This is a genomic window from Pseudoxanthomonas broegbernensis, from assembly GCF_014202435.1.
GTDB classification, from domain to species: domain Bacteria; phylum Pseudomonadota; class Gammaproteobacteria; order Xanthomonadales; family Xanthomonadaceae; genus Pseudoxanthomonas; species Pseudoxanthomonas broegbernensis.
In genome coordinates this window covers 13,919-38,091 of sequence record NZ_JACHGU010000002.1, presented here as the reverse complement: position 1 = coordinate 38,091, position 24,173 = coordinate 13,919, and the positions used below count along the sequence as shown (strand labels likewise).

23 protein-coding genes are annotated in these 24,173 nt (G+C 73.5%); 6 read left to right on the top strand and 17 right to left on the bottom strand.

Features of this window, described 5'->3' with window-relative positions; all coding sequences use genetic code 11:
• Positions 1-60: 60 nt before the first annotated feature.
• From HNR76_RS03655 to mrcB, 8 genes are all read right to left on the bottom strand, one after another.
• On the bottom strand, positions 61-810 hold the full coding sequence (locus tag HNR76_RS03655; protein ID WP_162311005.1) for a TerC family protein: 750 nt from the start codon (positions 808-810) through the stop codon (positions 61-63).
• Between the two features lie 29 nt (positions 811-839).
• Positions 840-1,220, bottom strand: coding sequence for a diacylglycerol kinase (locus HNR76_RS03650; protein WP_162311006.1), 381 nt, complete (start codon positions 1,218-1,220; stop codon positions 840-842).
• A gap of 176 nt (positions 1,221-1,396) precedes the next feature.
• A complete protein-coding gene (locus tag HNR76_RS03645) occupies positions 1,397-1,774 on the bottom strand; it encodes a VOC family protein (RefSeq protein WP_162311007.1) in 378 nt (125 codons plus the stop codon).
• 67 nt (positions 1,775-1,841) lie between these two features.
• On the bottom strand, positions 1,842-2,474 hold the full coding sequence (locus HNR76_RS03640; protein ID WP_162311008.1) for an RNA polymerase sigma factor: 633 nt from the start codon (positions 2,472-2,474) through the stop codon (positions 1,842-1,844).
• On the bottom strand, positions 2,471-3,196 hold the full coding sequence (gene tsaB, locus HNR76_RS03635; protein ID WP_162311009.1) for a tRNA (adenosine(37)-N6)-threonylcarbamoyltransferase complex dimerization subunit type 1 TsaB: 726 nt from the start codon (positions 3,194-3,196) through the stop codon (positions 2,471-2,473). Before tsaB ends, HNR76_RS03640 begins: the two co-directional genes overlap by 4 nt.
• Positions 3,197-3,299: 103 nt before the next feature.
• Complete coding sequence (gene yoaA, locus HNR76_RS03630) at positions 3,300-5,330, bottom strand: DNA repair helicase YoaA (protein ID WP_162311010.1); 2,031 nt, start codon at positions 5,328-5,330, stop codon at positions 3,300-3,302.
• Between the two features lie 79 nt (positions 5,331-5,409).
• Entirely contained in the window at positions 5,410-5,940 is a 531-nt protein-coding gene (locus HNR76_RS03625) for a hypothetical protein (protein ID WP_162311011.1), read from the bottom strand.
• Between the two features lie 8 nt (positions 5,941-5,948).
• Positions 5,949-8,372, bottom strand: coding sequence for a penicillin-binding protein 1B (gene mrcB / locus HNR76_RS03620; protein WP_162311012.1), 2,424 nt, complete (start codon positions 8,370-8,372; stop codon positions 5,949-5,951).
• Positions 8,373-8,470: 98 nt separating this feature from the next.
• On the opposite strand from mrcB, the gene HNR76_RS03615 reads away from it, so the two are divergent.
• Positions 8,471-10,594, top strand: coding sequence for a glycosyltransferase (locus HNR76_RS03615; RefSeq protein ID WP_183982111.1), 2,124 nt, complete (start codon positions 8,471-8,473; stop codon positions 10,592-10,594).
• A gap of 93 nt (positions 10,595-10,687) precedes the next feature.
• On the opposite strand, the gene HNR76_RS03610 is transcribed toward HNR76_RS03615, so the two are convergent.
• The 6 genes from HNR76_RS03610 to HNR76_RS03585 form a co-directional block, all read right to left on the bottom strand.
• Complete coding sequence (locus tag HNR76_RS03610; protein ID WP_162312233.1) at positions 10,688-12,193, bottom strand: hypothetical protein; 1,506 nt, start codon at positions 12,191-12,193, stop codon at positions 10,688-10,690.
• A gap of 148 nt (positions 12,194-12,341) precedes the next feature.
• Positions 12,342-12,641 carry a DNA-directed RNA polymerase subunit omega gene (gene rpoZ, locus HNR76_RS03605; protein ID WP_162312232.1) on the bottom strand — a complete coding sequence of 100 codons (300 nt, stop codon included), beginning with the start codon at positions 12,639-12,641 and terminating at the stop codon, positions 12,342-12,344.
• 180 nt (positions 12,642-12,821) lie between these two features.
• The gene (locus HNR76_RS03600) at positions 12,822-13,010 is read right to left on the bottom strand and encodes a DUF2065 domain-containing protein (protein WP_162312231.1); all 189 of its coding nucleotides are present in this window, start codon (positions 13,008-13,010) and stop codon (positions 12,822-12,824) included.
• Positions 13,010-13,873 carry a protease modulator HflC gene (gene hflC / locus HNR76_RS03595; RefSeq protein ID WP_162312230.1) on the bottom strand — a complete coding sequence of 288 codons (864 nt, stop codon included), beginning with the start codon at positions 13,871-13,873 and terminating at the stop codon, positions 13,010-13,012. The genes HNR76_RS03600 and hflC overlap by 1 nt, the downstream gene beginning before the upstream one ends.
• Positions 13,870-14,985: an FtsH protease activity modulator HflK gene (gene hflK / locus HNR76_RS03590; RefSeq protein ID WP_162312229.1), complete on the bottom strand. Its 1,116-nt coding sequence runs from the start codon at positions 14,983-14,985 to the stop codon at positions 13,870-13,872. Before hflK ends, hflC begins: the two co-directional genes overlap by 4 nt.
• Before the next feature lie 252 nt (positions 14,986-15,237).
• Positions 15,238-15,717: an FKBP-type peptidyl-prolyl cis-trans isomerase gene (locus HNR76_RS03585; protein ID WP_162312228.1), complete on the bottom strand. Its 480-nt coding sequence runs from the start codon at positions 15,715-15,717 to the stop codon at positions 15,238-15,240.
• Positions 15,718-15,788: 71 nt separating this feature from the next.
• Between HNR76_RS03585 and HNR76_RS03580 the strand changes: the two genes are divergently transcribed.
• Together HNR76_RS03580 and HNR76_RS03575 are read left to right on the top strand one after the other, a co-directional pair.
• A complete protein-coding gene (locus HNR76_RS03580; protein WP_183982166.1) occupies positions 15,789-16,343 on the top strand; it encodes a C40 family peptidase in 555 nt (184 codons plus the stop codon).
• A 106-nt stretch (positions 16,344-16,449) separates the two neighbouring features.
• Positions 16,450-17,292 carry a C40 family peptidase gene (locus HNR76_RS03575; RefSeq protein WP_425501838.1) on the top strand — a complete coding sequence of 281 codons (843 nt, stop codon included), beginning with the start codon at positions 16,450-16,452 and terminating at the stop codon, positions 17,290-17,292.
• Between the two features lie 81 nt (positions 17,293-17,373).
• Here HNR76_RS03575 and HNR76_RS03570 read toward each other — a convergent pair whose 3' ends face one another.
• A complete protein-coding gene (locus HNR76_RS03570) occupies positions 17,374-18,642 on the bottom strand; it encodes a dicarboxylate/amino acid:cation symporter (RefSeq protein ID WP_162312226.1) in 1,269 nt (422 codons plus the stop codon).
• Positions 18,643-18,853: 211 nt separating this feature from the next.
• On the opposite strand from HNR76_RS03570, the gene HNR76_RS03565 reads away from it, so the two are divergent.
• Positions 18,854-20,569: an alkaline phosphatase family protein gene (locus HNR76_RS03565; RefSeq protein ID WP_162312225.1), complete on the top strand. Its 1,716-nt coding sequence runs from the start codon at positions 18,854-18,856 to the stop codon at positions 20,567-20,569.
• 363 nt (positions 20,570-20,932) lie between these two features.
• Here HNR76_RS03565 and HNR76_RS03560 read toward each other — a convergent pair whose 3' ends face one another.
• Complete coding sequence (locus HNR76_RS03560; RefSeq protein ID WP_162312224.1) at positions 20,933-21,388, bottom strand: CopD family protein; 456 nt, start codon at positions 21,386-21,388, stop codon at positions 20,933-20,935.
• Positions 21,389-21,541: 153 nt separating this feature from the next.
• On the opposite strand from HNR76_RS03560, the gene HNR76_RS03555 reads away from it, so the two are divergent.
• Positions 21,542-22,132 carry a class I SAM-dependent DNA methyltransferase gene (locus tag HNR76_RS03555; protein WP_162312223.1) on the top strand — a complete coding sequence of 197 codons (591 nt, stop codon included), beginning with the start codon at positions 21,542-21,544 and terminating at the stop codon, positions 22,130-22,132.
• Positions 22,133-22,199: 67 nt separating this feature from the next.
• Here HNR76_RS03555 and pdxH read toward each other — a convergent pair whose 3' ends face one another.
• Complete coding sequence (gene pdxH / locus HNR76_RS03550; RefSeq protein ID WP_162312222.1) at positions 22,200-22,805, bottom strand: pyridoxamine 5'-phosphate oxidase; 606 nt, start codon at positions 22,803-22,805, stop codon at positions 22,200-22,202.
• A 44-nt stretch (positions 22,806-22,849) separates the two neighbouring features.
• Between pdxH and HNR76_RS03545 the strand changes: the two genes are divergently transcribed.
• Complete coding sequence (locus HNR76_RS03545; RefSeq protein ID WP_162312221.1) at positions 22,850-23,686, top strand: kinase; 837 nt, start codon at positions 22,850-22,852, stop codon at positions 23,684-23,686.
• The last annotated feature ends 487 nt before the right edge of the window (positions 23,687-24,173 follow it).

Sequence of the window (24,173 nt, the reverse complement as noted above, 5' to 3'; positions counted from 1 at the left end):
GCCGGCCCGCCACACCGGCCGGGAAGCGTCCGGCCGGACGGCGGGCGCTTCAGGCCCGCATCACCACTGGCCCGCGCCGGGCACCTGCTTGCTTGCGGCGCGCCGGCGCATCAGCAGGTTCAGCGTCTCCACCATCACCGAGAAGGCCATGGCGAAGTAGATGTACGGCTTGGGCACGTGCACGTCCACGCCGTCCAGGATCAGGACCACGCCCACCAGCAGGATGAAGGCCAGGGCCAGCATCTTGATCGTCGGGTTGGCGTCGATGAAGTGGCCCAGCGGGTTGGCCGCCAGCAGCATGATCGCCACCGCCAGCAGGATCGCCACCACCATCACCGGGATGTGCTCGGCGATGCCCACCGCGGTGATCACCGAGTCCAGCGAGAACACGATGTCGATGATGGCGATCTGCACGATCACCACCCAGAACACCTGCGAGCTCTTGGTGGTGCGCGGGTCGTCGTCGTGGCCGCCGGTGATCAGCTCGCGGATCTCCATCGCACCCTTCACCAGCAGGAAGCCGCCGCCCAGGATCAGCACCAGGTCGCGGATGGAGATGCCCATCCCGAACACGCTGAACAGGTCGTGCTGCATCCGCGCCAGGAACGCCAGCGACACCAGCAGCGCGATGCGGGTGATGCAGGCCACCGCGATGCCGAACTTGCGGGCGAAGTCGCGCCGCTCCTCCGGCAGCCGGCCCACCGCGATGGAAATGAACACCAGGTTGTCGATGCCCAGCACGATTTCCAGCGCGCTCAGCGTCACCAGGGTCAGCCAGACATTGGGGTCGGCCAGGAATTCAAAGCTCATCGCGGTCGGTTCCTACGTTCGTTTCGACATCAAAGCAGCCGCGGGCCGAGGACCAGTCCCCAGCACAGCAGCACGTTCATCATCAGCATGAAGACCGCCGCCGAACCCATGTCCTTGGCGCGGCCGGCCAGTTCGTGGTGCTCGGGGCCGTAGCGTTCGATCACCGCCTCGATCGCCGAGTTCAGCAGCTCGGCGGCCAGCACCAGCAGCAGCGAGCCCAGCAGCAGGGCGCGCTCGACCCCGTCCGCGCCCAGCCATAGCGCCAGCGGCGCCAGGACCGCGCACAGGTAGATTTCCAGGCGGAAGGAGGATTCGTGGCGCCACGCCGCGCACAGGCCCTGCCACGACCATCGCGCCGCCTTGAGGATGCGTCCGGGCCGGCGCGGGAGGTGCCCGGTCTCATCGGCCATGATTCAGCGGACCCGCCGCGCGTGCATGGGCGCGTGCACGGGGATCGGCGCCGATGGAAGGCGTTGCGGACGGATCGAAGGGAACGGCATTTGCGGCGGTCGGCAGAGACGGAAAGGGCGATTTTGCCACATCGCCCCTTACGCCTCCCTGTCATGCCGCCGATGCGGGCCCGGCCTCAGCGCCGGCGCGGCGCCCGCGGCGGCTGGTACAGGCTCAACACGGCGCCATCCGGGTCGAGGAAGTCCAGGGTCAACCCGCCGTCGGGGGCTTCGCTGACCGGCACCACGATCTCCACGCCCCGGCACGCCAGCGCGTCGGCGCAGTCGTCGATGCCCTGGCCAATGTTGAACACCACCACCGGCGACTCGCCGACCCGGCTGGGCCGCTCGATGAACACGAGTGCGACCGCGCCCGCCTGGGCGGTGGCGAACGGGCCGTCGTGGCCCTCGACCGCCTGGACCTCCAGCCCCAGGGTGTCGCGGTAGAACGCCGCGCTGCGCGCCAGGCTGGAGACGAAGAACACCACGGTGTCGAGTTTGCTGCCGCTGAGCATGGATCACTCCTTGGGATGCCAGGGGCCGGGCATGGCCCGTCCCGGCCCGGCGACATGCCGGACTGCCCTATTCGTTGCCGCGGCACGCCCGATCGTGACCGGGCCGCCGCAGGACCAGCAGGTGGCCGTCCGGATCGTGCGTGCCCAGCGCCGGGCCGCGCAAGGCCGCCTTGAGCGCGCGGCGGACGCGGCCGAAGGCCAGGTCGGCGCTGCGCCGCGGCGGGTGGCCCGCGGCTTCGGCGGCCTGCCTGCGCAGCGTGCCGTCCAGACCTTCCAGAGCGCGCCGGAGCCGGCTCATCCGCTGCCGGAACGCGGCCGGCTCCAAGCCCAGGATCCAGCGGATCTCCTCGGCGGCCAGGCCATGCAGGGCCAGGACCGCGAGTTGGCGGGAGGCCGGCGCAAGCGCGCGCAGGAAGGAGGCGTCCGGCGCGTCCGGGCCGGCACCCGGCAAGGCGGAATCGGCCGGACCGGCGGCCAGGCCGGTGGCGGCATCGCGCTCGCGGCGGCGGCGGCGCACCTCGCCGCGCACGTGCATCGCGGCCCGGCGGCGCAATACCCCGGCCAGCCACGCCGGTTCGCAGCGCCCGCGCTCGATGGCCGCCAGCAGCGTGTCCTGCACCAGGTCGCGCGCCTCGTCCTCGCCTCGGCTCAACCGGCGCGCCTGCGCCAGCAGGGCCAGGTAGCCGGCGCGGTCGATCATGCCGGCCGCCGGCTCCCGCGCAGCGCCTGCTGCTCGGCCAGGGTCAGGGCCACGTTGTCGCGCAGGTAGGCCGGCTCGGCGCGCTCGGGCGCGACCGCCTGGCCGCGCGCATGGGCCGCCGCGGCCAGGCGCGCCAGCGTGGCCGCGCGCGGCAGCGCCTGGGCATCCACCCCGGCGGGCGCCGGCGACAGGTGCCGCGCCAGTACGCCCTCGGCGGCGGCGAAACCGGTGCCCACGCCCTGCCAGGCCGCATCGCCGCCGCCGGCCACCTCGGCCAGCGCCACCGCCTCCGGCCGCAGCACGCGCTCGGCGCCGAGCGCCGCCACCGCGTCGCCTTCGCGCAGGAACGCGCCGACGTAGACCTCGCCCATGCGCGCGTCGATCGCGGCCAGGATCCGCTCCGGCCCTTGCGCATGCGCGCCGGCGGCCAGCACCGCCAGGGTTGAGACCGGCACCACCGGCAGGTCCAGCGCCAATGCGATCCCCTGCGCCAGCGCGATGCCCAGGCGCACGCCGGTGAACGCGCCCGGGCCGCGGCCGACCGCGATCGCATCCAGGCGCGCGCGCGCGATCCCGGCCTCGGCCAGCAGCGCCTCGGCCCAGGGCAGGGCCAGCTCGGCATGGCGCCGCGGCGCGATCTCGAAGCGCTCGTGCACCTCCCCGTCCAGGTACAGCGCGACCGAACAGGCCTCGGTGGCGGTTTCGAAGGCGAGCAGCTTCATGGGATGCAGGTACGGCAACGATGGCGGGAGCCAAAGAGTAAACGATGCCGTTGCCCTTGCCATTCGATGGCCGGCCCAGGCATGCCCGCGCGGTACAGGGTGCCTACATGCGCGCGAAGAACACCCGCACGTCCTCGATCCTGCGCGTGACCGTGAAGTCCGGCAGCGACTGCATGAACACCCGGCCATAGGGCTTGCCGGTCAGGCGCGGGTCGCACAGCACCAGCACGCCGCGATCGGACTCGGTGCGGATCAGCCGGCCCACGCCCTGTTTGAGCGCGATCACCGCCTGCGGCAACTGCTCATCGCGGAACGGGTTGCCGCCGCGCCGGCGCACCGCATCCAGGCGCGCCTCGAACACCGGATCGTCCGGCGCGGCGAACGGCAGCTTGTCGATCATCACCACGCTCAGCGCGTCGCCGGCCACGTCCACGCCCTCGCGGAAGCTGGCCGAGCCCAGCAGCACGCCGTTGCCCGATTCGCGGAAGCGGCGCAGCAGCTCGGCCTTGGGCGCCCGCCCCTGCACGAACAGCGGCCACGGCCCGCCCTCCAGCGCGGCGGCGGCCTCGCGCAGCGCGCGGTGCGAGGCGAACAGCAGGAAGGCGCGGCCGTTGGACGCCTGCAGCACCGGGCGCACCGCGTCCAGCATCGCCGTGCCGAAGCGGCGATCGTTCGGCTCGGGCAGGTTGCCGGGCAGGTAGCACAGCGCCTGCCGCGGCCAATCGAACGGACTGGGCTCCAGCAGGGTGTCCGGGTCGAACAGGCCCAGCTTGTGGCCGATATGGTGGAAGCCGTTGCCCACCGCCAGCGTGGCCGAGGTGAACACCCAGGCCGCATGCGAGCGCTCGCGGTGCTGGCGCAGCGGCGCGGACACGTCCAGCGGCGTGCGCTGGCAGCGGAAGCCGCGCGGGCTGAGCTCGTACCAGTAGACCTCGCCGCCGCGCGCGGCCGCGGCGGCCAGTCGCGCGGCGTCGTCTCCACCGCCCTCGCCGACCACCGCGTCCAGCAGCGCCTCGTCGTCCGCTGCCTCGTCGTCGAAGGAGTCCGAAGCGCTGCCGCCGTCGCGCCAGCGCCCCAGCCGCTCGCCCAGGTCGCGGGCACGGGCCGTGCAGGCGTCGAAGCCCGGCGAAGTCTGCGCCAGCGGCGCCAGCGCATCCTCCAGGGCGCCCAGCGCGTCGGCCAGCACGTCGAAACCGTCGGCCACCGCGGGCAGGGTCAGGGCGCGGTAGCGGGTGCCGCGCGGCGGCAGCGCCTCCATCGCCGCGCGCAATTCGCGCAGCGCCTGTTCCAGCGCGCGCACCGGCGCCTGGACCACGGCCAGCGCGCCGGTGGTCTGCTTGCATTCGGCCAGGCTGTCGCGGCCCAGTTCCTGGACCTGGCGCATGCCGAAGCCCTCGCCGAAGAAGCTGGCGGCAAGCTCCGGCAACTGGTGGGCCTCGTCGATCACGAAGGCCTGCGCGCCGGGCAGGATTTCGCCGAAGCCCTCCTGCTTGAGCGCCAGGTCGGCCAGCAGCAGGTGGTGGTTGACCACCACCAGGTCGGCGGCCTGCGCGCGCTGGCGCGCCTGGACCACGAAGCACTCGTCCCAGAACGGGCACTCGCTGCCCAGGCAGTTGTCGACGGTGGAGGTGACCTGCGGCAGCAGCGGCGAATCGTCGGCCAGGCCTTCCAGCTCGGCCATGTCGCCGGCGCGGGTACGCCCGGCCCAGGCGACGATGCGCTGGAACTGGCTGGCCTGCTCGGGGCTGGCGAAGCGCGCGTCGCCCTTGGCCTGGTGGAGCCGGTAGTGGCACAGGTAGTTGGCGCGCCCCTTCAGCAGCGCGCTGCGCAGGCCCGTGCCCAGCGCCTCGCGCACCCGCGGCAGGTCGCGGTGGTAGAGCTGGTCCTGCAGTGCGCGGGTGCCGGTGGAGACGATGGTCTTCAGCCCCGACAGCAGCGCCGGCACCAGGTAGGCATAGGTCTTGCCGGTGCCGGTGCCGGCCTCGGCCAGCAGCACGCCGCGCCGCTCGATCGCCTCGGCCACCGCCGCGGTCAGGCGCTGCTGCGCCGGCCGGGCGACGAAGCCGTCCAGGCGGGAGGCAAGCGCGCCTCCTTCGCTGAGGGCGTCGCGGCTGGCGTCGGCGAGTACGGACATGGGGCGATCGGCCGGCGTGGCGTGGCCGCCGATGCGCGGGCGAGGATCGCGCGGCGCACCGGTGGTTGCCACGGGCGGCTCAGTACCGGGTCACGCCCGGCACGGTGCAGGTGCGCACTTGGGCCTGGGCCGAGGCAGCGTTCTCGGCCTGGGCGCGGGCCAGCCGCGATTGCTCGATCGTGGCCCAGTGCCGGCGGCACAGCGGGCCGACCTTGGAGCCGACGTCGAAGGCGCGCCGGGCCAGGATCTCGGCGCGGTCGTACTGGGCCTGCAACAGGGCCACTTCGGCCCGCTCCTGGAGCACGGCCGGATCGTCCGGCACCGCCAGCAGCGCCTGGTTCAGCGCTTCGCCAGCCGCTTCCACGTCGCCGGCGGCCAGCGCACGCGCGGCCTGCGCGCGCAGGTCCTCCACCTGCGGGTCGCGCAGCGGCTGCACGTTCAACTCGGTGTCTTCCACGCCGGCCGCGGCCTGCACCGCGGCCAGCCGCTGCTGCGGGCTGACCGCGGGCGCGGCGGGCGGCGGCGGGACCACCGGGCCGCAGGCGGAAAGGACGGAAACCAGCAGGCACGGCGCGGCCATGCGCGCGCAACGTCGAATGAGGCGGTTCATGCGCGCCATTATGGCGTAGCCGGCGCGGCGTCCGGGGCCGGCTGTTCAGGCGCCGATGGGCGGCCGCGGCCGAACAGGCGCTGCCAGAAGCCGCTGCCCTGTTCCGCCTCGCCGCTTCCGGCCGGTACGCCTTCCTCGTAGGCCGGCGCGCACGGCGCGTAGGCCGGCGCGGCACCTGCGACGAAGGCGAAGCGGCGCGCGCCAAGGCAGTCGGCGTCGGTGACGTAGGAGCCCTGCGCTTCCACCCACTGCCAGTCCAGGCCCTTTTCCGCCACGCGCAGCGGCGAGCTGGGCAGGCGCGCGAACAGGCCCGACCACACCCGCATCGCGCCGGTGGCGCCGTACAGGCCGGTCTGCTCGTTCTGGTCGTTGCCCATCCACACCACGGCCAGGTGGTCGCCGGTGTAGCCGGCGAACCAACTGTCGCGGCCGTCGTTGCTGGTGCCGGTCTTGCCGGCCGCCGACAGCCGGCCCAGCCCGTCGCGCAGCAACTGGCGGCCGGTGCCTTCGGCCACGGCCTGCTGCAGGGCCACGCTGATCAGGTTGGCGGCGATGGAGTCGCCCTCCTGCGCCGGCGCCGGGGCGGTGTCGTAGCGCTTGAGCAGGCGGCCGTCCGGATCGAGCACACCGCGCACCGCGCGCAGCGGCTGGATCTGCCCGCCCGAGGCCAGGAACTGGTAGAGCTGCGCCATCGCGTACGGGCTCTGGTCGGTGGCGCCCAGGATCAGCGCCGGGTTCGGCTCGGCCTCGATCCCGGCCAGCACCTTGACCAGTTGCGCCAGCCGCTCCGGCCCGACCTGCATCCCGATCCGCACGGTGGCCTGGTTGTAGGAATGGGCCAGCGCATCGACCAGGCGCACCGTGCCGTGGCTGCGCCGGTCGGAATTGTCCGGCGACCAGCGCCGGCCGCGCGCCAGTTGCACGGTCACCGGCGCGTCCTCGACGAAGCTGGCCAGCGACCAGCGCTGCGGCTGGGCCAGCGCCAGCAGGTAGACGTAGGGCTTGAGCAGCGAGCCGACCGGGCGCCGGGCCTCCACCGCGCGGTTGAAGCCGTGGGTGTCGAAGTCGCGCCCGCCCACCACCGCCAGCACGTCGCCGGCATGCACGTCGGTGACCACCACGCCCGCTTCCAGCGGCGGCCGCTTGCCGGTCTGCAGCGCCTCCATGGCGCGCGCCACCGCGCCTTCGGAATAGGCCTGGGCCGAGGGCGACATGCCGGTGAGCACGATCAGCCCGGCGCCTTGCAGCGCGCTTTCCGGGTAGTCCTGCGCCAACTGGCGGCGCACCAGGTCGATGTAGGCCGGGAAGCGGTTGGCTGCGGCCACCCCCGGCTGCCGGGTCACGCCCAGCGGCGCCTGGCGCGCGTGCCGGTAGCGGGCGTCGTCGATCAGGCCGGTGTCGCGCAGCATCGACAGGGCGATGTTGCGGCGCTCGGTCGCGCGCTCGGGATGCCGGCGCGGGTCATAGAACGAAGGCCCCTTGACCAGGCCGATCAGCAGCGCGGTCTGCTCGACGGTCAGCTCGTCCAGGTCGCGGCCGAACCAGAACTCGGCGCCGGAAGCCACGCCGTGGATCGCCTGGCCGCCGCGCTGGCCCAGGTAGACCTGGTTGAGGTAGGTCTCCAGGATCGTGCGCTTGTCGTAGCGCGCCTCCAGGATCAGCGCGTACAGGATCTCGTTGAACTTGCGCGTCCAGGTCTGTTCCTTGCCGATGCCCAGCAGGCCGCTGCGCGCAAGCTGCTGGGTCAGGGTGCTGGCGCCCTGCTTCTTCTCGCCCGAGCGCAGGTTGACCAGCAGCGCGCGCGCCATGCCGGACACGTCGATGCCGTGGTGGTGGGCGAAGTCGCGGTCCTCCACCGCCTGCAGGCCGGTGACCAGCAGTTCGGGCACTTCCTCGATGCGCACCAGGCGCCGCTCCTCCTGGCGCTGCCCGTAGAGGGTGGCGATGCGCGCCGGGTCCAGGCGCGCGGCCTTGACCGCCTCGCCGGTGGCCGCGTCGCGCAGGCGGGCCACGCGGCCGCCGGACAGGGCCACCTCGATCCGCCGCGCCGGCACCTGCCCGTCGATGTCCAGGTAGCCGCGGCTGGAGACGACGAAGCGGCCTCCATCCACCAGGTAGCTGCCCGAACGCTCGCCGGCCGCGTCCTCCTGGTAGCCGGCCGCGTCCAGCTCGGTGCGCAGGGTGCGCGCGTCCAGCGCCAGCCCGGGACGCAGTTGCAGCGGCCGCGCGTACACCCGAGTGGGGATCTGCCACTGCAACGCGCCGAAATGCCGCGTGACCTGATGGTTCAGGTAGATCGTGTACGGGATGAGGAAGCCGGCCGCCAGGCCGGCGCCGGCCAGCAGCGCGGTCAGCAGATGGCGGCGCCAGGCCGGCACGGTGCGGTCGTCTTCGAAGGCGTCGATGTCTTCGGGCGCGTGGCGTCGGGGCACGGGAATGCGAGAATGCGGGACCGGCCGAGTCTAGCGCAGCCTTCCGCGCGCGCCGCGACCGCGCCGTCCTGTCCTTCAGTCACGAGTTGCGAACCGGAATGCCAACGCCACCGCGGGACCGTACCTGGCTGGCCGTTGTCCGCTTCCGGCTGGCGCACCTGCGCGGCCTGCTGCGCCGGGGCCTGTCCAGCCTGCGCAGCCGCGGCTGGCGCGCGACCTGGCAGCGCGCGCTGCTGCACCTGCGCCCGCCGCCGCCGCCGCCGCGCACGCCGCCGTACCGGCCCGATCCCACCCCGTTCGCACCGTTCGCCGTGCCCCGCCCCGCCGGTGCCGCGACACCCCGCGCCAGCGTGGTCATCCCGGTGTACGGCCACTGCGAGGCCACCCTGGCCTGCCTGCGCGCGCTGGCCGCGCATCCGCCGGCCGCGGCCTGCGAGGTGATCGTGGTCGACGACGGCAGCGGCGACGCCACCGCCGCGTGGATGGCCCAGGTCGACGGCCTGCGCTACCACCGCCGCGCCGCCAACGGCGGCTTCATCGCCGCCTGCAACGACGGCGCGGCGCTGGCGCGCGGCGACTGCATCGTGTTCCTCAACAACGACACGATCCCGCAGCCCGGCTGGCTGGACGCACTGCTGGACACCTTCCAGGCGCACCCGGACACCGGCCTGGCCGGCGCCCAGTTGCTCTACCCGGACGGCCGCCTGCAGGAGGCCGGCGGCGTAGTGTTCGCCGATGGAAGCGCATGGAGCTACGGCCGCTTCGAGTCGCCCGACGATCCACGCTACGCCTACCTGCGCCAGGCCGACTACTGCTCCGGCGCGGCGCTGGCGATCCCGCGCGCGCTGTTCGAGGCCCTCGGCGGCTTCGATGCGCGCTACGCGCCTGCCTACTACGAGGACACCGACCTGGCCTTCGCCGTGCGCGCGGCCGGCCGGCGCGTGCGGGTGCAGCCGGCCAGCCGCGTGCTGCATGACGAGGGCACCACCGCCGGCACCGACACCGGCAGCGGGATCAAGGCCTACCAGGTGCGCAACCGGGCCGTGTTCGCCGACAAGTGGGCCGACGCGCTGCGCGCGCAGCCGGCGCCGGGCACGGTACCGGACCCGGCGCTGCTGTACGCCGGCCAGCGCCGGGTGCTGGTGATCGACGAAACGGTGCCGCGGCCGGACCGCGACTCGGCCTCGCTGCGCCAGTTCAACCTGCTGCGGATGCTGCGCGCCGGCGGCGCGCACGTGGCGTTCCTGCCCACCGGGCTGGCCCATGCCGGCGCGGCCACGCGTGCCCTGCAGCGGCTGGGCGTGGAGACCTGGTACGCGCCGTTCGCGCGCTCGGCCCCGGCATGGCTGCGCGCCAACGCGGCGCGCTTCGACGTGATCGTGCTCACCCGCCACCATGTGGCCGGCGCCTTCATCCCGCTGCTGCGCCGGCACGCGCCGCGGGCGCGGCTGGTGTTCGACACCATCGACCTGCATTACCTGCGCGAGCGCCGCGGTGCGCGGCTTGCCGGCGACGCTACGGCCATGCGCGCGGCCGAGGCCACCCGTACCCGTGAGCTGGCGGCCATGGGCGCCGCCGACCTGACCCTGGTGGTCAGCGCCGAGGAACAGGTGCAGTTGGCGCAGGATGCGCCCGCGGCGAAGGTGGAACTGCTGTCCAACCTGCACGAGGTCGCCGGGCCCGGCGCGGACTTCGATGCGCGCGCGGACCTGGTGTTCGTCGGCGGCTTCCGCCATCCGCCCAATGCGGACGCGGTGCTGTGGTTCGCGCGCGAGGTCTTCCCGCGCATCCGCGAACGCCTGCCGCAGGTGCGCCTGCACTGCATCGGCGCCGAGCCGCCGGCGCCGGTGCGCGCGCTCGCTGGCCAGCCGGGCATCCTCGTCCACGGCCACGTGCCCGACCTGGCGCCGTACATGGACGAGGTGCGCGTGGCGGTGGCGCCGCTGCGCTTCGGCGCGGGCGTCAAGGGCAAGGTCAACCTGAGCATGGCCCATGGCCAGCCGGTGGTGGCCACGTCCTGCGCGGTGGAAGGCATGCACCTGCGCGACGGCGTGGACGTGGCGGTCGCCGACGAGGCGGCCGCGTTCGCCGATGCGGTCGTGGGCCTGTACCGGGACCGCGAGCGCTGGCGGCGCCAGGCGCGGACCGGGCGGGAGAACGTGGCCCGGCACTTTTCCCTGGAGGCGGCGGAGGCGACGGTGCGGCGGGTGTTCTTCGACTGAAGTCGCGGCGCGCTGCCGCCCCGGAGCGACGCCCCCGCGGGGGCCGGCTTCAGCCGGCGACGCGGCCCGGGCACCGATGAGGGAGCCGTGCAATCACGGGGCCGCGCTGCGCGCACGATCCAGTTGCGCGGCGAATTCCCCGATGCCGGCGGCGGACGGATCGAGCCTGCGCGCCGCCCCCAGCGCATGCGCGGCCGCGTCCAGTTCGCCCGCGCGCAGGCGTTCCTCGCCCACCGCCAGCCAGCGCTGGGCCAGGCGCGCGGCCGCCGCGCGCGCCGGATCGCCCGGCGCCACCGCCTGCCAGGCGTCGTGGCAGTCCTGTGCCTGGTGCAGCCGGTTGCCGCGCATCGCTTCCTCCACGCAGTCCTGCGCGGCGGCGCGCAGCCGCTGCGCCGCATCGCGCACGGCCGCCGCCTCCGGGGCGATGGCCTGCGCGGTGCGCAGGTGGTCGTAGGCGCTGGCGCCAGGCGGGACGATCCAATGCCGCCGCGCCATGGCCGCGTCGAATTCCTGGAGGGCACGGCGCAGGGCGGCCTGCGGACGCGGCGTGCGCCCGACCAGCCGCTGCCGGGCGACGGCGCGGTCGCGGGCCAGTCCGCGCGTGGCCTCGCGCACCGCATCCGCGTCCGGCGCCAGTTCGCGCGCGCGCGCCAGCTCGCGCTCGGCGGCATCGAAACGGAAATCGGCCGACAGCCGCCGAGCCTGCGCCGCCAGCGCCACGGCGGTGCGCTGCGCGCTCTCGGCGACGGCCGGATCGTCCGGGGCGATCTCGCGCAGCACCCGGAACGCCTCCGCCGCCTGGTCCGGACGGCCGCGCCGCAACTGGCGCTCGGCCCGGCGCCGGCCCGCTTCCAGCGCCTGCGCCACCTGGGCCTGGGCGGCGGGCAAGTCGACATGGCCGGGGTCGTAGCCGCGCGCCAGGCGCAGCCAATCGTTCGCCGCGCGCAGATCCTGCGACCGCAGGGCCCGATGCACTCGTTCCACCAGCAGCGAGAGCGCGTCCTCGCGTCCTTCCAGCGCGGCCGCATCGCCCGGCTCCAGCGCCAGCACGCGGGCGAGCAACGGCAGCGCCGCCTCGGGATCGCCGGCGGCCAGGCGCGCCTGGGCCCGGGCGCGCAGCGCCGGCAGGTCCGCGGCCGCGGCCTCCATCGTGCGCAGGCGCGCGGCCTCGGCCTCCCACTGCGCACGCGGCACCTGCAGGTCGCGGGCCAGCGCCAGCCAGCGCCGCGCGGCGGCCGGGTCCGCCGCCATGGTCGCGCGTCGCGCCTGCGTCAGCGCGGCCTGGCCTACCCGTGCCAGGCCGGCCCGGGCCTCGCCGCGGTCGCCGTCCAGGGCCAGCGCGGCCTCGAATTTCTGGCGCGCGCCCTGGCCGTCGGCCTGGTCCAGACGCTCCTGGGCCAGCGCGTGCTCGCCCTCGGCCAGGAGCCGGTCGATCCGGGTCGAGGGCCATAGCCGTTCGGCCAGCGGCTGGCGGAACACGGCCAGCGCCACGGCCAGCGGCAGCAACGCCGCCAGTGCGTACCAGGACCAGCGGCGGCCCCGTCCGGCGGCGATGGCGGCGCGCGGGCGTGCTCCGGCCGGGTCCCGGCGCGGGCGCATGTTCAAGGGTCGAGGCCACGGGTCACGGCCGCAGCTTAGCGTGGCCGCGCGCGGCCTCCGTCATCGCCCGGCCGCAGGGCCCGCGCAGAACGCGAACGGCCCGCGCAGGGCGGGCCGTCGGGGGCATGTCGGTGGGGCCGGCGCCGGATCAGTCCTCGCCCTTGGACAGGTCGTCGTCGGCCACCACCTCGGCGGCGGCCCATTCCAGCGCCTCGCGCTCGGCGCGCTCGCGCTCGGCCTTGTCGACCTCGTCGATCAGGGCGTTGTCGACGGTGCGCGCGGCGATCTCGCGCAGCGCCAGGACGGTCGGCTTGTCGTCGCCCTCGCTGTTGTCGAGGGTGGCCGGCACGCCGTTGGCCAACTGGCGCGAGCGCCTGGCGGCCATCATGACCAGTTCGAAGCGGTTGTTGACCACTTCCAGGCAATCTTCGACGGTGATACGGGCCATAGGTATTCCAGGCGACTGCCGTCGCCGCTCGCGTAGGGGGAAATGGGCGCGGAGTGTACCCGCCGGACAGGCCGGCGGGCAAGCCCGCGCGCTGAACGATGCTTATCGATCAATCGCTTAGGCCACCCGGCGCGCCCTCGCCAGGACGCCGCTTGCGCGCGCCCGGCAACCGGCGACGGCTCACGTCCGCGACCACCACAGCGCCGCCAGGCCGACGACGAGCATCCCCGCCCCCAGCCGGCGCAGGCTGGAAGGCGGACGCGACAGGAACTGCTCCATGGTCCGCCGCCACAGCGCCGGCGCCGTGAACAGGAACAACCCCTCGATCACCACCACCAGGCACAGCGCCGAGACCAGCTCGGCGGGCATCAGCGGTCGTTCTTCATGTACTGCAGGAAAGGATCGTCCTGGTCGAGCACGATCACGCCCTGGCCGTCGGCGAACGCGGCGCGATAGGCCTCCAGGCTGCGGTAGAACGCGTAGAAGGACGGGTCGGCATTGGCCGCCTGCGCATACAGCCGCGCGGCCTGGGCGTCGCCTTCGCCGCGCAGGCGCTGGGCGTCGCGCTCGGCCTCGGCCACGATCACCGCCTGGTCGCGGTCGGCCTGCGCGCGCACGGTGCGCGCCTGCTCCTCGCCCTCGGCGCGCAGCGCGCTGGCCACCTGCTTGCGCTCGGCGCGCATGCGGTCGTAGACCTGCTTGATCACGTCGCTGTCGGTGGGCAGGTCGATCTGCTTGAGGCGGATGTCGACGATGCGCATGCCCAGGGTGATCGCGCCGCGGTTGATGCCTTCCAACTGCTTGGCGATCACCTCGCTGCGGTCCCCGGACACCAGTTGGGTCAGGGTGCGGGCGTTGATCTCGTTGCGCAGCGAATCCTTGATGATCGGCGCCAGGCGGTCCGCGGCGGCGATCTCGTCGCCGCCGGTGGCGCGGTAGAAGGCGCGCACGTCGTCGATGTAGCCGATGGCCACGAAGTCCACCGCCACGTCCTTGCGCTCGGAGGTCAGGTAGCGCTCGGGGGAGAAGTCGACCAGGCTGAAGCGGCGGTCGAACACCCGCGCCGTCTCCACCAGCGGCCACTTCAGGTGCAGGCCGGGCCCGATGTCGGTGCGGGCCACCCGGCCCAGGTTCAGGACCAGGCCGACCTGGTCCTCGCGCACCACGTAGACCGAGCCGAGCAGGCCGAGCAGGCCGGCCATGGCCAGTGCGATCCAGAGCGGGTACTTCATCGGGACACCTCCTCGCGACCGCCGCGCTGCGGATCGCGGTTACCGCTGCGCAGGGGTTCGGGGCTGCTCTCGATCGCCGGGAGCAGGGCCTCGGCCGCGCCGGGGATCGGCGCCACGGCGTTGCCGGCGCCGGGCATCGGCAGGTAGAGCAACTGGCGGCTGTCGCCGCCGACCACCTTGCGGTTGCGCGACAGCACGTCCTGCACCGTCTCCAGCCACAGGCGCTTGCGGGTGACTTCCGGCGCGGCGCGGTACTCGTCGCGCAGCAGGTCGAAGCGGGCCACGTCGCCCTCGGCCTGCGCGGTCTTGGCCGCCTTGTAGCCCTCGGCCACGGTGCGCCTGCGCGCCGCCTCGCCGCGCGCCTCGGGCACCACCTTGGCCGCGTAGGCGCGGGCCTCGTTGATCAACTGGTCCTTGATCTGCTGGGCGCTGTTGACCTCGTCGAAGGCCGGCTTGACCTCCTCCGGCGGGCGCGCGTCCTGCAGGTTCAGTTCGGTGACCACCAGGCCGGTGCGGTAGGCGTCCAGCGACGCCTGCAACTGCCCCGCCGCGCTGACCGACAGCGGGCCGCGGGCGCCCAGCACCGTATCCAGGGTGGCGCGGCCTACCTGCTCGCGGACCACGCTCTGCGCCACCTGCTCCAGCACCCGGTCGGCGTTGCGCGAACCGAACAGGTACAGGCGCGGGTCGCCGACCCGGTACTGCACGTTCATGGCCACGTTGACGATGTTCTCGTCGCGGGTGAGCACCGGCACGGTGTTGCTGAAGGTCTTGATCTGGGTGGCGTTGACCTTGATCACCCGTTCGATCGGCCACGGCCACTTCAGGTTGGGGCCGGGCTGCATCACCCGGGCGAACTGGCCGAAGCGCAGGACCACGCCGCGCTGCTGCTCGCCGACGAGCTGGAAGCTGCTCAGCAGCACCAGCAAGGCCACGCCCAGCAGGACCCAGCGGCCGATGCCGCCGCCGCTCCCGCCGCCGCCGAGCATGTCGCGCAGCCGCGCCAGGACGTCGCCCGGACCGCCTCCGCCCGAGGGCCGGCGCGGCGGCCAGGGATTGCGGCGCTGGCCGCCAGGATTGTCGCCGCCCTTGCCGGGGGTATTCCAGACCATGAAGACTCCGTGGTGAGGTGCCCGACCGCGGAGTGGCCGCGGGCGGATCGCACCTGATTCTAGCAATACCGTCCCGGGGCGCCGCATCGGCACGCTTAGGCATCGCACGGGAACCGGGCCCGGGGCAGGCGGGCCGTGCGCCTGCGCGGGAACCGCATGGCGGCATCGGCGGCGGCCAGCGCGGAAGGATGCGCGGAAACGAAGACGGCCCGCCGAGGCGGGCCGCCGGCCGTCACCGCCCGGACGCCGGGTTCAGTGGTCGTGGCCGCCGTCGCCGTGCACGTGCCCGTGCTCGATCTCCTCGGCGCTGGCCTCGCGCACCTCGACGACCTCCACGTCGAAGTGCAGGTCCTTGCCGGCCATCGGGTGGTTGAGGTCGACGTCGACCACGCTGTGCCCGACCTTGACCACGGTCACCGCGCGCGGGCCGAAGTTGGTCTGCAGCGCCACCTGCATGCCCGGCTGCAGCCGGGTCGTGCCGAAATGCTTCTTGGGAATGCGCTGCTCCAGCCCCTCGCGGCGCTCGCCGTAGGCCTCGGCGGCCGGCACGTCCACGCCGAAGCTCTCGCCGGCGGCCTTGTCCTGCAACGCCGCCTCCAGGCCCGGGATGATGTTGCCGTGGCCGACGAGGATCGCGATCGGGTCGCGGTCCCGGGAGGACTCCAGCGGCTCCTGGCCGACCTCGGAGACGGTGTAGTGGAAACGGACGACGCGGTCTTTCTCGATCTTCATGCGCAACTCGGAAGAGGCTGCCGGCGGGCAGCGGGTGGACGGCTTGTCGGCCGCGGGGGTCTGCGGCCATGATGGCCGCCGTGAGGAAAGCGCCGCATTATCCTGTCCCTTTCCCGGCCGTGCCAGTTCCGGCCCGGGCGACGGCCGCGCTGCTGCTGGCCCTGCTGGCCGGCTGCGGCGGCGGTCCGGCCGTGCGCCCGGCCGCTCCCGCCGCCCGGGACTGGCCGCGGACCGCGCCGGCCGACCCGGCCTCGGCCAATGCCGTGACCCTGCGCGCCCTGAGCCTGGTGGGCACGCCCTACCGCTATGGCGGCAACACCCCGGATTCGGGCTTCGACTGCAGCGGCCTGGTCAACTACGTCTATCGCGACATGCTCGACCTGCGCCTGCCGCGCAGCTCGCGCGAACTGGCCGCCCTGCAGGGCCCGCGCCTGGCCCAGGACCGGCTGGCAACCGGCGACCTGGTGTTCTTCGGCCGTGGCGGCGACGTCAGCCACGTCGGCATCTACGTCGGCGAAGGCCGCTTCGTGCATGCGCCCAGCAGCGGCGGGACGGTCCGCCTGGACCGGCTGGACGGCGCGTATTGGCGCGACCACTACACCGGCGCCAGGCGCGTCCTGCGCTGAATCGACTCCGCTCCCAGGCCCCTGGCACACTGTTTTTTAACAATTTTTAAACATTCCGCCAATGCGGAGCCGGCATGATCGCCCGATCATTTTTCGTGACTGCCGCGTGACGATCCGAGACCTGACCCCAGGCCCGCAGGCCACCGCCCCAGTCCGCCCGCGCCCGATCCTGCGCGTGCTGCTTCCGCTGCTGCTGGCATTGCCCGGCGCGCCGCTGCTGGCCGCGCCGGAACCGGCGGCGATCGAACCCGAAACCATCGCCGCCGCCGAACCGGTCGCGGTAGCCCCGGCCCTGCCGCCGGTGGAGGTGGTGCAGGTGCCGGTGGCGAAGCCCACCACCGCGCCGGCCCCGCCGGCCCCGCCCAGCCTGCGCCAGAAGGCCGACGCCGCCGCCAGCGCCACCCTGGCCGCGCTGCTGCCGCACCTGGCCGGCAGCGACAACCTGCCGCTGCTGGACCGCTCGGCGATGTTCGCCGGCGACATCAGCCGGCTGCTGGCCGCCTACGACCTCACCCAGGCCGTCCCGGCGCGCACGCACGGGTCCACTTCGCCCGCCGCGCCCGAAAGCGGCGTCCAGCAGGTGCTCAAGGCGGCCATGTCGCTGCTGGGCACGCCCTACCGCTGGGGCGGCAACTCCCCGGACAGCGGCTTCGATTGCAGCGGCCTGGTCGGCTACGTGTTCCGCAACGCCCTGGGCATCGAACTGCCGCGCGTCTCGCGCGAGATGGCCACCAAGCCCGACGCCGAGCTGATCCGCGACCGCAGCCTGCTCACCCCGGGTGACCTGGTGTTCTTCGGCCTGCGCGGCCGGGTCAACCACGTCGGCATCTACGTGGGCGACGGCCAGTTCCTGCACGCGCCCAGCCGCGGCAAGGACGTGCGCATGGACAGCCTGGCCTCGGGCTACTGGGGCAACCGCTTCATGCAGGCGCGCCGGGTCGACCTCTGATCACTGCCCTCGCCCGGTGCGACGCACGAAGGGCCGCCGCAAGGCGGCCCTTTCGCTTTGCCCGCGCCGCTGCGCGCGCGCCTACGACACCGCGTCCTCAAGGCCGACGTTGCTGGAGGCGCGCTCGTACACCTCGCGGTCCAGCAGCCCGGTCTCCTTGGCCACCAGCACCGGCACCAGCATCTGCCCGGTCACGTTGGTCATGGTCCGCATCATGTCCAGCACCCGGTCGATCGCCACCAGGTAGCCGATGCCCTCCAGCGGCAGGCCCGCCGCGCTGAGCACCAGGGTAACCATGACGATGGCCGTGCCCGGCACCCCGGCGGTGCCGAAGCTGCCCAGCACCGAGGCCAGCAGGATCACGAAATACTGGTTCGCCGACAGGTCCAGGCCGAAGTACTGGGCCACGAACACGCTGGTCAGCGCCGGGTAGATCGCCCCGCAGCCGTCCATCTTGATGCTGGCGCCCAATGGCACGGCGAAGGCGGCGTAGTCCTTGTCCACGCCCAGGTTGTGGGTGGCGCTGCGCAGCGCCACCGGCAGCGAGGCGAAGCTGGAGGAGCTGACGAAGGCCACCTGCATGCCCGGTGCCGCGCCACGGAAGAACCGCAGCGGGTTGAGCCCATGTGCCAGCAGCAGCCCGCCGTAGGTCAGCACGATGTGCAGCGCGCAGGCCAGGTACAGGGCGAACACGAAGCTGCCCAGCGGCACCAGCTTCTCGAAGCCGTAGCTGCCCACCAGCGCGGCGATCAGGCCGAAGGTGCCCAGCGGGGTCATCTCCAGCACGAAGCGCGTGACCTGGATCATCGCCTCGCTGGCCTCGCCGGCCAGCGCGCGCAGCCGCGCGGTGCGCTCGCCCAGCCTGACCAGGGCGAAACCGAGCAGGCCGGCGAAGAAGATCACCTGCAGGATCTTGCCCTCGGCCAGCGCCGCGAACGGGTTGGACGGCACCACGTCCAGCAGCACCTGCACCGGGGTGGGCACCTCGCGCACGCTGTAGTCGGCGGCCATCTCCAGGCCGCTCAGGCCATGGCCCGGCTCGAGTACCAGGCCCACCGCCAGGCCCACGCACACCGCCAGCGCGGCGGTGACGGCGAACCACATGAAGGTGCGCCCGCCCAGCGCGGCCATCGACTTCTGCCCGTGCAGCGAGGCCACCGCGTTGACCACCGCGAACAGCACCAGCGGCACCGCGATCATCCGGATCAGGGTCACGTACACCGTGCCCAGCGGCCCGAACCAGGTCTGCGCCGCCGGCCCGGCCAGCCACCCGGCCAGCCCGCCGAGGACGAAGCCGGCCAGCACGCGCTGCCAGAAGGGGATGGCCAGCCAGGCCGAAACCAGTCTCATCGTCGATCCGGGAACTGCGAAAGACGGCACGATACCCCGGCCCGGCAGCGCTGGCGACGGCAGCGCCGGAACGGCATGCGGTCATCGGCATGACTTGCGCGCGGCCGCATAATCATCGCTCACCTCCACCACGCCGCCGGCGTGCGGACGTGGCGCTCGCGGCGGCATGCCCGGGCGCCGGCCGCTCCCCGCGGACCATGCCGGAGCCGCGATGCGCCGCCCCACTGCCTTCCCGCCCTTCCCGCTCCTGGCCGCCGTGTGCGCCACCGTGCTCGCCGCCTGCGCCAGTTCCGGCGAAGCGCCCGCCCCCGCGCCTGCGGACGCGGCTTCCGCGGCCATCGCCGTGCCCGTGGCGGCCGTGGCCCACCCGGCCGGCGAGACCCCGCAATGGTGGTACCGCGGCGGCGCGGCCAGGGCCGCCGCCAACGGCGCGATGGCCGGGCGGGCGAAGAACGTCATCCTGTTCCTCGGCGACGGCATGAGCCTGACCACGGTGGCCGCCGCGCGCATCCTCCAGGGCCAGCGCCACGGCGGCCCGGGCGAGGAGAACCTGCTGAGCTGGGAGCGCTTCCCCCACACCGCCTTCAGCAAGACCTACAACACCGATTCGCAGACCCCGGACTCGGCCGGCACCATGACCGCCATCACCACCGGGGTGAAGAGCCACATGGGCGCGATAGCGGTTTCGGCCGGCGACCGCGACGACTGCGCCGGCAGCCTCGGCCAGGCGCGCCTGACCTGGCTGCAACTGGCCGACAGCGCCGGCCTGGCCACCGGCATCGTCACCACCGCGCGCCTGACCCACGCCACCCCGGCCGCGACCTGGGCGCATGCGCCCGACCGCAACTGGGAGAACGACACCGACCTGCCGCCCGAGGCGGTGGCCGCCGGCTGCATCGACATCGCCCGGCAGATGGTGGCCACGCCCTACGGCCGCGGCCCGCAGGTGCTGCTGGGCGGCGGCCGCGGCGAATTCACCACGGTCGAGGAGCGCGATCCCGAGTACGACGACAAGGTCGGCCAGCGCCTGGACGGGCGCGACCTGGTGGCCCAATGGAAGGCCGCGCACCCGGGCGGCGCCTATGTCTGGAACCGCGAGCAGTTGCGGGCGGCCAGGGACGCGCCGGCGGTACTTGGCCTGTTCGAGCCCGACCACATGCAGTACGACCACGACCGCGACCGCAACGCCGAGCCCTCGCTGGCCGAGCTGACCGCCGAGGCGATCCGGCGGCTGTCGCGCGACCCCAACGGCTTCGTGCTGATGATCGAGGGCGGCCGCATCGACCACGCCAACCACGAAGGCAATGCGTTCCGCGCGCTGGACGAGACCATCGCCCTGTCCGAGGCGGTGCGCACGGCGGCGGAGATGACGTCGGCGCGGGACACGCTGATCCTGGTCACCGCCGACCATTCGCACACGCTGAACTTCGTCGGCTATCCGGTACGCGGCAACCCGATCCTGGGCAAGGTGCGCGGCGGCGGCGAGGATGGCGGTTCGGCCGACTACGCCCGCGACCTCGGCGGCCTGCCCTACACCACCCTCAGCTACGCCAACGGCCCCGGCCACACTGGCGCCAGCAATCGCCAGCCGGCCGGGCCCAAGCGCCACCTGCACGCGCCGAGCAGCATGGAGCCGTCGACCGGACGTCCGGACCTGGGCGGGATCGACACCGAGGACCCGGACTACCTGCAGGAAGCACTGGTGCCGCTGAAGTCAGAATCGCACGGCGGCGAGGATGTCGGCATCTGGGCGCGGGGGCCGGGCAGCGCCGCGGTCCGTGGCACGGTCGAGCAGAACGCGATCTACCATTTCATCGTCCAGGCCACGCCGAAGCTGCGCCAGCGGCTGTGCGAGGCGGGCACCTGCGACCGCAACGGCGTGCCGGTGGAACTGCCGCAGCCGGTGGACTTCATGCGCCAGCGCTGAACCCGGAGCGCAGGGGGGAGGGACCGTAAACCGAAGCGAAAGAACTGGCTTCGGGCGGTGCCCGTCGCCGTGGGGGTCACTGCCCAGGCCGGCATCCTGCCCCGCTTCGCGGACGCGGCCCTCCCTGCTGCTTGCCCCCGCAGCGCCAGGACGACGCCCTCCGGCACGGAGGGCGGCATCTCCCCTGTCCGCTCCCCGACACAGCAAAGCGCAAAGCGGAGGCACTGCCGCCTCGGCGATGACCTTGGCCCTTCAATCGGAATCGCGACCCCAGCGCCGCCGAAGGACGTCGTGCCCTGGGGGCATGGCCCAACAGGAATGGCGGCCGTGCCCGAAGGCGCTCCTACAAAGGCCAGGCCGCGCTCAGAACGGCTTGGCCAGCACCAGCCAGATCACCAGCAACAGCGCCAGCACCGGCAGTTCGTTGAACAGGCGCAGCGCCTTGCCCGCCGGCAGCGTGCGTCCCTTGTCCAGGCCCTTCAGCCAGCGGCCGGCGAGGATGTAGTGCGCCAGCAGCAGCGCCACCAGCGTCAGCTTGGCGTGCATCCAGCCGGCAGGCGAACCGACCGTGGCCGGGAACCCATCGAACACCCGGTAACCCATCCACAACGCCAGCCCCAGCGCCGCCGCCAGGCCGAACATCACGTGCCCGAAGCGGTACAGCCGCCGCCCCATCAGCACCAGCCGCGCACGCACCGCGGGCTCGGCACCGGCTTCGGCCAGGTTGACCAGGATGCGCGGCAGGTAGAACACGGCCGCCATCCAGGCCACGACGAACAGCAGATGGAACGACTTCACCCAGAGATACGTGGCGTACATGCGCGGCGGCCTGCGGCTAGGATGGGGTGCGCGGATTCTCGGCGATGGCGCCCGGGCTGTCGAACCGTCGGCGCGCGCCATCGCGCCCTGCCGCCGCCGGCCGGACGCCGGCGCGGGATCCGCCGCCCCCCTTCTTGCCTACCTTTCCCGCCGATGACCAAGTCCTACGACCGCGCCTACTTCGAGCACTGGTACCGCGGCCGCAACATCCAGGATCCGCGCCGGCTGGCGCGCAAGGTCGCGCTGGCGGTATCGGCCGCCGAGTACTACCTCGAGCGCCCCATCCGCAGCGCGCTCGACATCGGCTGCGGCGAGGGCGCCTGGCGCGCGCCGCTGCTGAAGCTGCGGCCGAAGCTGCACTACCTGGGCTTCGACGCCAGCGAGTACGCCATCGCCCGCCATGGCGCGCGCCGCAACCTGCGCCTGGCGCGATTCGGCGACTTCGCCTGGCTGCGCCCCTGCGCGCCCGTCGACCTGCTGGTCTGCGCCGACGTGCTGCACTACCTGCCCACGCGCGAACTGGCGCGGGGGCTGCCGGGCCTGGCCGAACTGTGCGGTGGCGTGGCCTTCCTCGAAACCTTCGCCGCCGAGGATGAATTCGAAGGCGACACCGAAGGCTTCCAGCACCGCGCCGCCGCCTGGTACCGGCGACGGCTGCGGGCCGAGGGATTCGCGGCGATCGGCTCGCATTGCTGGCTGGGCCCGGCCCTGGCCGACGGCGCGGCGGCGCTGGAACGGGCCTAGCGGCGCGCGTGCTGGTCACGACGATGCGGGACCATCCGGCACCGGCGAGCCGGCCACCGTCGCAGGCTCAGGGTTGCAGCATCCGCTTCGACCAGGCGCCGCCGGCATCGCGCTCATAGCGCCAGCGCTCGTGCAGGCGGAAGCCCGCGCCGTACCAGAACTCCATCGCCTCGGGCACCACCCGCAGTCCGCCCCAGCCCGGCGGGCGCGGCACCTGCAGGCCTTCGAACCGCGCTTCCGCCCGCGCCAATGCCGCCTCGAACGCCTCGCGCGACTCCAGCGTCGCCGACTGCTTCGAGGCCCAGGCGCCGAGCTGGCTCAGCCGCGGCCGGCCGGCGAAGTAGGCGTCGGCCTCGGCCGCCTCCACTGGCTCCACCGCGCCCTCCACCCGCACCTGCACCCCGGCCTCGCCCATGCTGCGCCAAAGCAGCAGCAGCGCCGCGCGCGGATTGGCCTGAAGTTCGCGGCCCTTGTGGCTGTCGAAATGGGTATAGAACACGAAGCCGCGCGCGTCGAAGGATTTCAGCAGCACCGTGCGCGCCGAGGGCCGCCCGTCCGGCGTGGCGGTGGCCACGGTCATGGCATTGGGCTCGATCTCCGCCGCCAGCCCCCGCGCCCGCTCGAACAACCGGCCGAAGGTCTCCAGGGCTTCGGCGTACACCGGGTCGGTCATCGGGGGCGCTCCACAGGCACGAAGGGGGCACGTATTGTGGACCGATGCTCAATCCCTCGCCCACCGGCTTCCCCGCCGCGCTCGCCCGCCAGGCGCTGGAATCCAGCGGCGTACGGGCGGGCGAGGGCATGCGCGTGCTCGGCATCGGCGGGCTGCAGGGCAGCGGCAAGAGCACCCTGGCCGCACAAGTAGTGGCCGTTGCAGCAGCCACGGGGCTTTGCGCCGCCGCCGTTTCGCTGGACGATTTCTACCTGACCGCCGCGCAGCGCCGGGCCCTGGCCCGCAAGGTGCATCCGCTGCTGGCCACCCGCGGGCCGCCGGGCACCCACGAGGTGGCCCTGGCGCTGGAGACCGTCGATGCGCTGCGCGATGGCCGAACCCGGGCGCTGCCGCGCTTCGACAAGCTGGGCGACGACCGCCTGCCGCCCCGGGACTGGCCACGCCCTCCACGCCCGCTGGACCTGCTGGTGCTGGAAGGCTGGTGCCTGTGCGTCCCGGCGCAACCGGAGCGCGCCCTGGATGCCCCGCTCAACGCGCTGGAACGCGAGGAGGACGCCGATGGCCGATGGCGCCGCTTCTGCAACGCCGCGCTCGGCCGCGACTACCCGCCGCTGTGGTCGCGGGTGGATGTCCTCTGGTTCCTGCAGCCGCCCGGCTTCGAGGCGGTGCGCGAATGGCGCTGGCAGCAGGAACGGGCGCTGCAGGCGGCCCAGGCCGGACGCGCGGGCATGGACCGCGCGCGGCTGGAGCGCTTCATCCAGCACTACGAGCGGGTCAGCCGGCAGGCGCTGCGCACCCTGCCCGGCATCGCCGACACCCGCGTGGTCCTGGATGCGCGCAGGCTCCCGCAATCGGTGCGGGCGCGGCCCGGGGGAGACTGAAATGCGGGCCCGCACCTGCCGCTTCCCGGTTTTTTCAGACATGTCTCATTGGCGCGGCGGCCATCCGGCGGCAGATTTCCGGCATGGGAGATTCGCAACGCCTGGATGCGCGCGATCGGCCAGCCGGCCGGGCAGGCCACGGTCGCGCAGCGCCGTCGGGCAACGTGTCCAAACCCCTCTGGCCGCAACCCGCCGTCCTGCCTCGCTCCCCCGATGCAGCACGGCCGCGGCCCGTCCGGGCCCCCCGCCCGGACGTCATTCCGCCGCCCAGCCCGCACCGCGCAATCGCCGCGGCAGGATTTGGCGTGTATTTTGCGACGAAAGTCTCATGGCAGCCGTGACCCGGCCGACATGAACTGGAGCCGCCCTGATGGAACGCAGTCCATCCCGCCCAACCCCGCGGTCCACGCGCGCACCACCACGCCCGGCCCTGGCGGCCTGCGCGTGGCTGACAGCCGGAGCGCTGGCGGCCGTGGGCCTGGCCGTC

Bases quoted from the DNA above. Each gene is read 5' to 3' on its own strand.
- HNR76_RS03655 (WP_162311005.1), bottom strand. From the start codon at position 810: ATGAGCTTTGAATTCCTGGCCGACCCCAATGTCTGGCTGACCCTGGTG.
- HNR76_RS03650 (WP_162311006.1), bottom strand. From the start codon at position 1,220: ATGGCCGATGAGACCGGGCACCTCCCGCGCCGGCCCGGACGCATCCTC.
- HNR76_RS03645 (WP_162311007.1), bottom strand. From the start codon at position 1,774: ATGCTCAGCGGCAGCAAACTCGACACCGTGGTGTTCTTCGTCTCCAGC.
- HNR76_RS03640 (WP_162311008.1), bottom strand. From the start codon at position 2,474: ATGATCGACCGCGCCGGCTACCTGGCCCTGCTGGCGCAGGCGCGCCGG.
- tsaB (WP_162311009.1), bottom strand. From the start codon at position 3,196: ATGAAGCTGCTCGCCTTCGAAACCGCCACCGAGGCCTGTTCGGTCGCG.
- yoaA (WP_162311010.1), bottom strand. From the start codon at position 5,330: ATGTCCGTACTCGCCGACGCCAGCCGCGACGCCCTCAGCGAAGGAGGC.
- HNR76_RS03625 (WP_162311011.1), bottom strand. From the start codon at position 5,940: ATGAACCGCCTCATTCGACGTTGCGCGCGCATGGCCGCGCCGTGCCTG.
- HNR76_RS03615 (WP_183982111.1), top strand. From the start codon at position 8,471: ATGCCAACGCCACCGCGGGACCGTACCTGGCTGGCCGTTGTCCGCTTC.
- HNR76_RS03610 (WP_162312233.1), bottom strand. From the start codon at position 12,193: ATGCGCCCGCGCCGGGACCCGGCCGGAGCACGCCCGCGCGCCGCCATC.
- rpoZ (WP_162312232.1), bottom strand. From the start codon at position 12,641: ATGGCCCGTATCACCGTCGAAGATTGCCTGGAAGTGGTCAACAACCGC.
- HNR76_RS03600 (WP_162312231.1), bottom strand. From the start codon at position 13,010: ATGCCCGCCGAGCTGGTCTCGGCGCTGTGCCTGGTGGTGGTGATCGAG.
- hflC (WP_162312230.1), bottom strand. From the start codon at position 13,873: ATGAAGTACCCGCTCTGGATCGCACTGGCCATGGCCGGCCTGCTCGGC.
- hflK (WP_162312229.1), bottom strand. From the start codon at position 14,985: ATGGTCTGGAATACCCCCGGCAAGGGCGGCGACAATCCTGGCGGCCAG.
- HNR76_RS03585 (WP_162312228.1), bottom strand. From the start codon at position 15,717: ATGAAGATCGAGAAAGACCGCGTCGTCCGTTTCCACTACACCGTCTCC.
- HNR76_RS03580 (WP_183982166.1), top strand. From the start codon at position 15,789: ATGGCCGCCGTGAGGAAAGCGCCGCATTATCCTGTCCCTTTCCCGGCC.
- HNR76_RS03570 (WP_162312226.1), bottom strand. From the start codon at position 18,642: ATGAGACTGGTTTCGGCCTGGCTGGCCATCCCCTTCTGGCAGCGCGTG.
- HNR76_RS03565 (WP_162312225.1), top strand. From the start codon at position 18,854: ATGCGCCGCCCCACTGCCTTCCCGCCCTTCCCGCTCCTGGCCGCCGTG.
- HNR76_RS03560 (WP_162312224.1), bottom strand. From the start codon at position 21,388: ATGTACGCCACGTATCTCTGGGTGAAGTCGTTCCATCTGCTGTTCGTC.
- HNR76_RS03555 (WP_162312223.1), top strand. From the start codon at position 21,542: ATGACCAAGTCCTACGACCGCGCCTACTTCGAGCACTGGTACCGCGGC.
- pdxH (WP_162312222.1), bottom strand. From the start codon at position 22,805: ATGACCGACCCGGTGTACGCCGAAGCCCTGGAGACCTTCGGCCGGTTG.
- HNR76_RS03545 (WP_162312221.1), top strand. From the start codon at position 22,850: ATGCTCAATCCCTCGCCCACCGGCTTCCCCGCCGCGCTCGCCCGCCAG.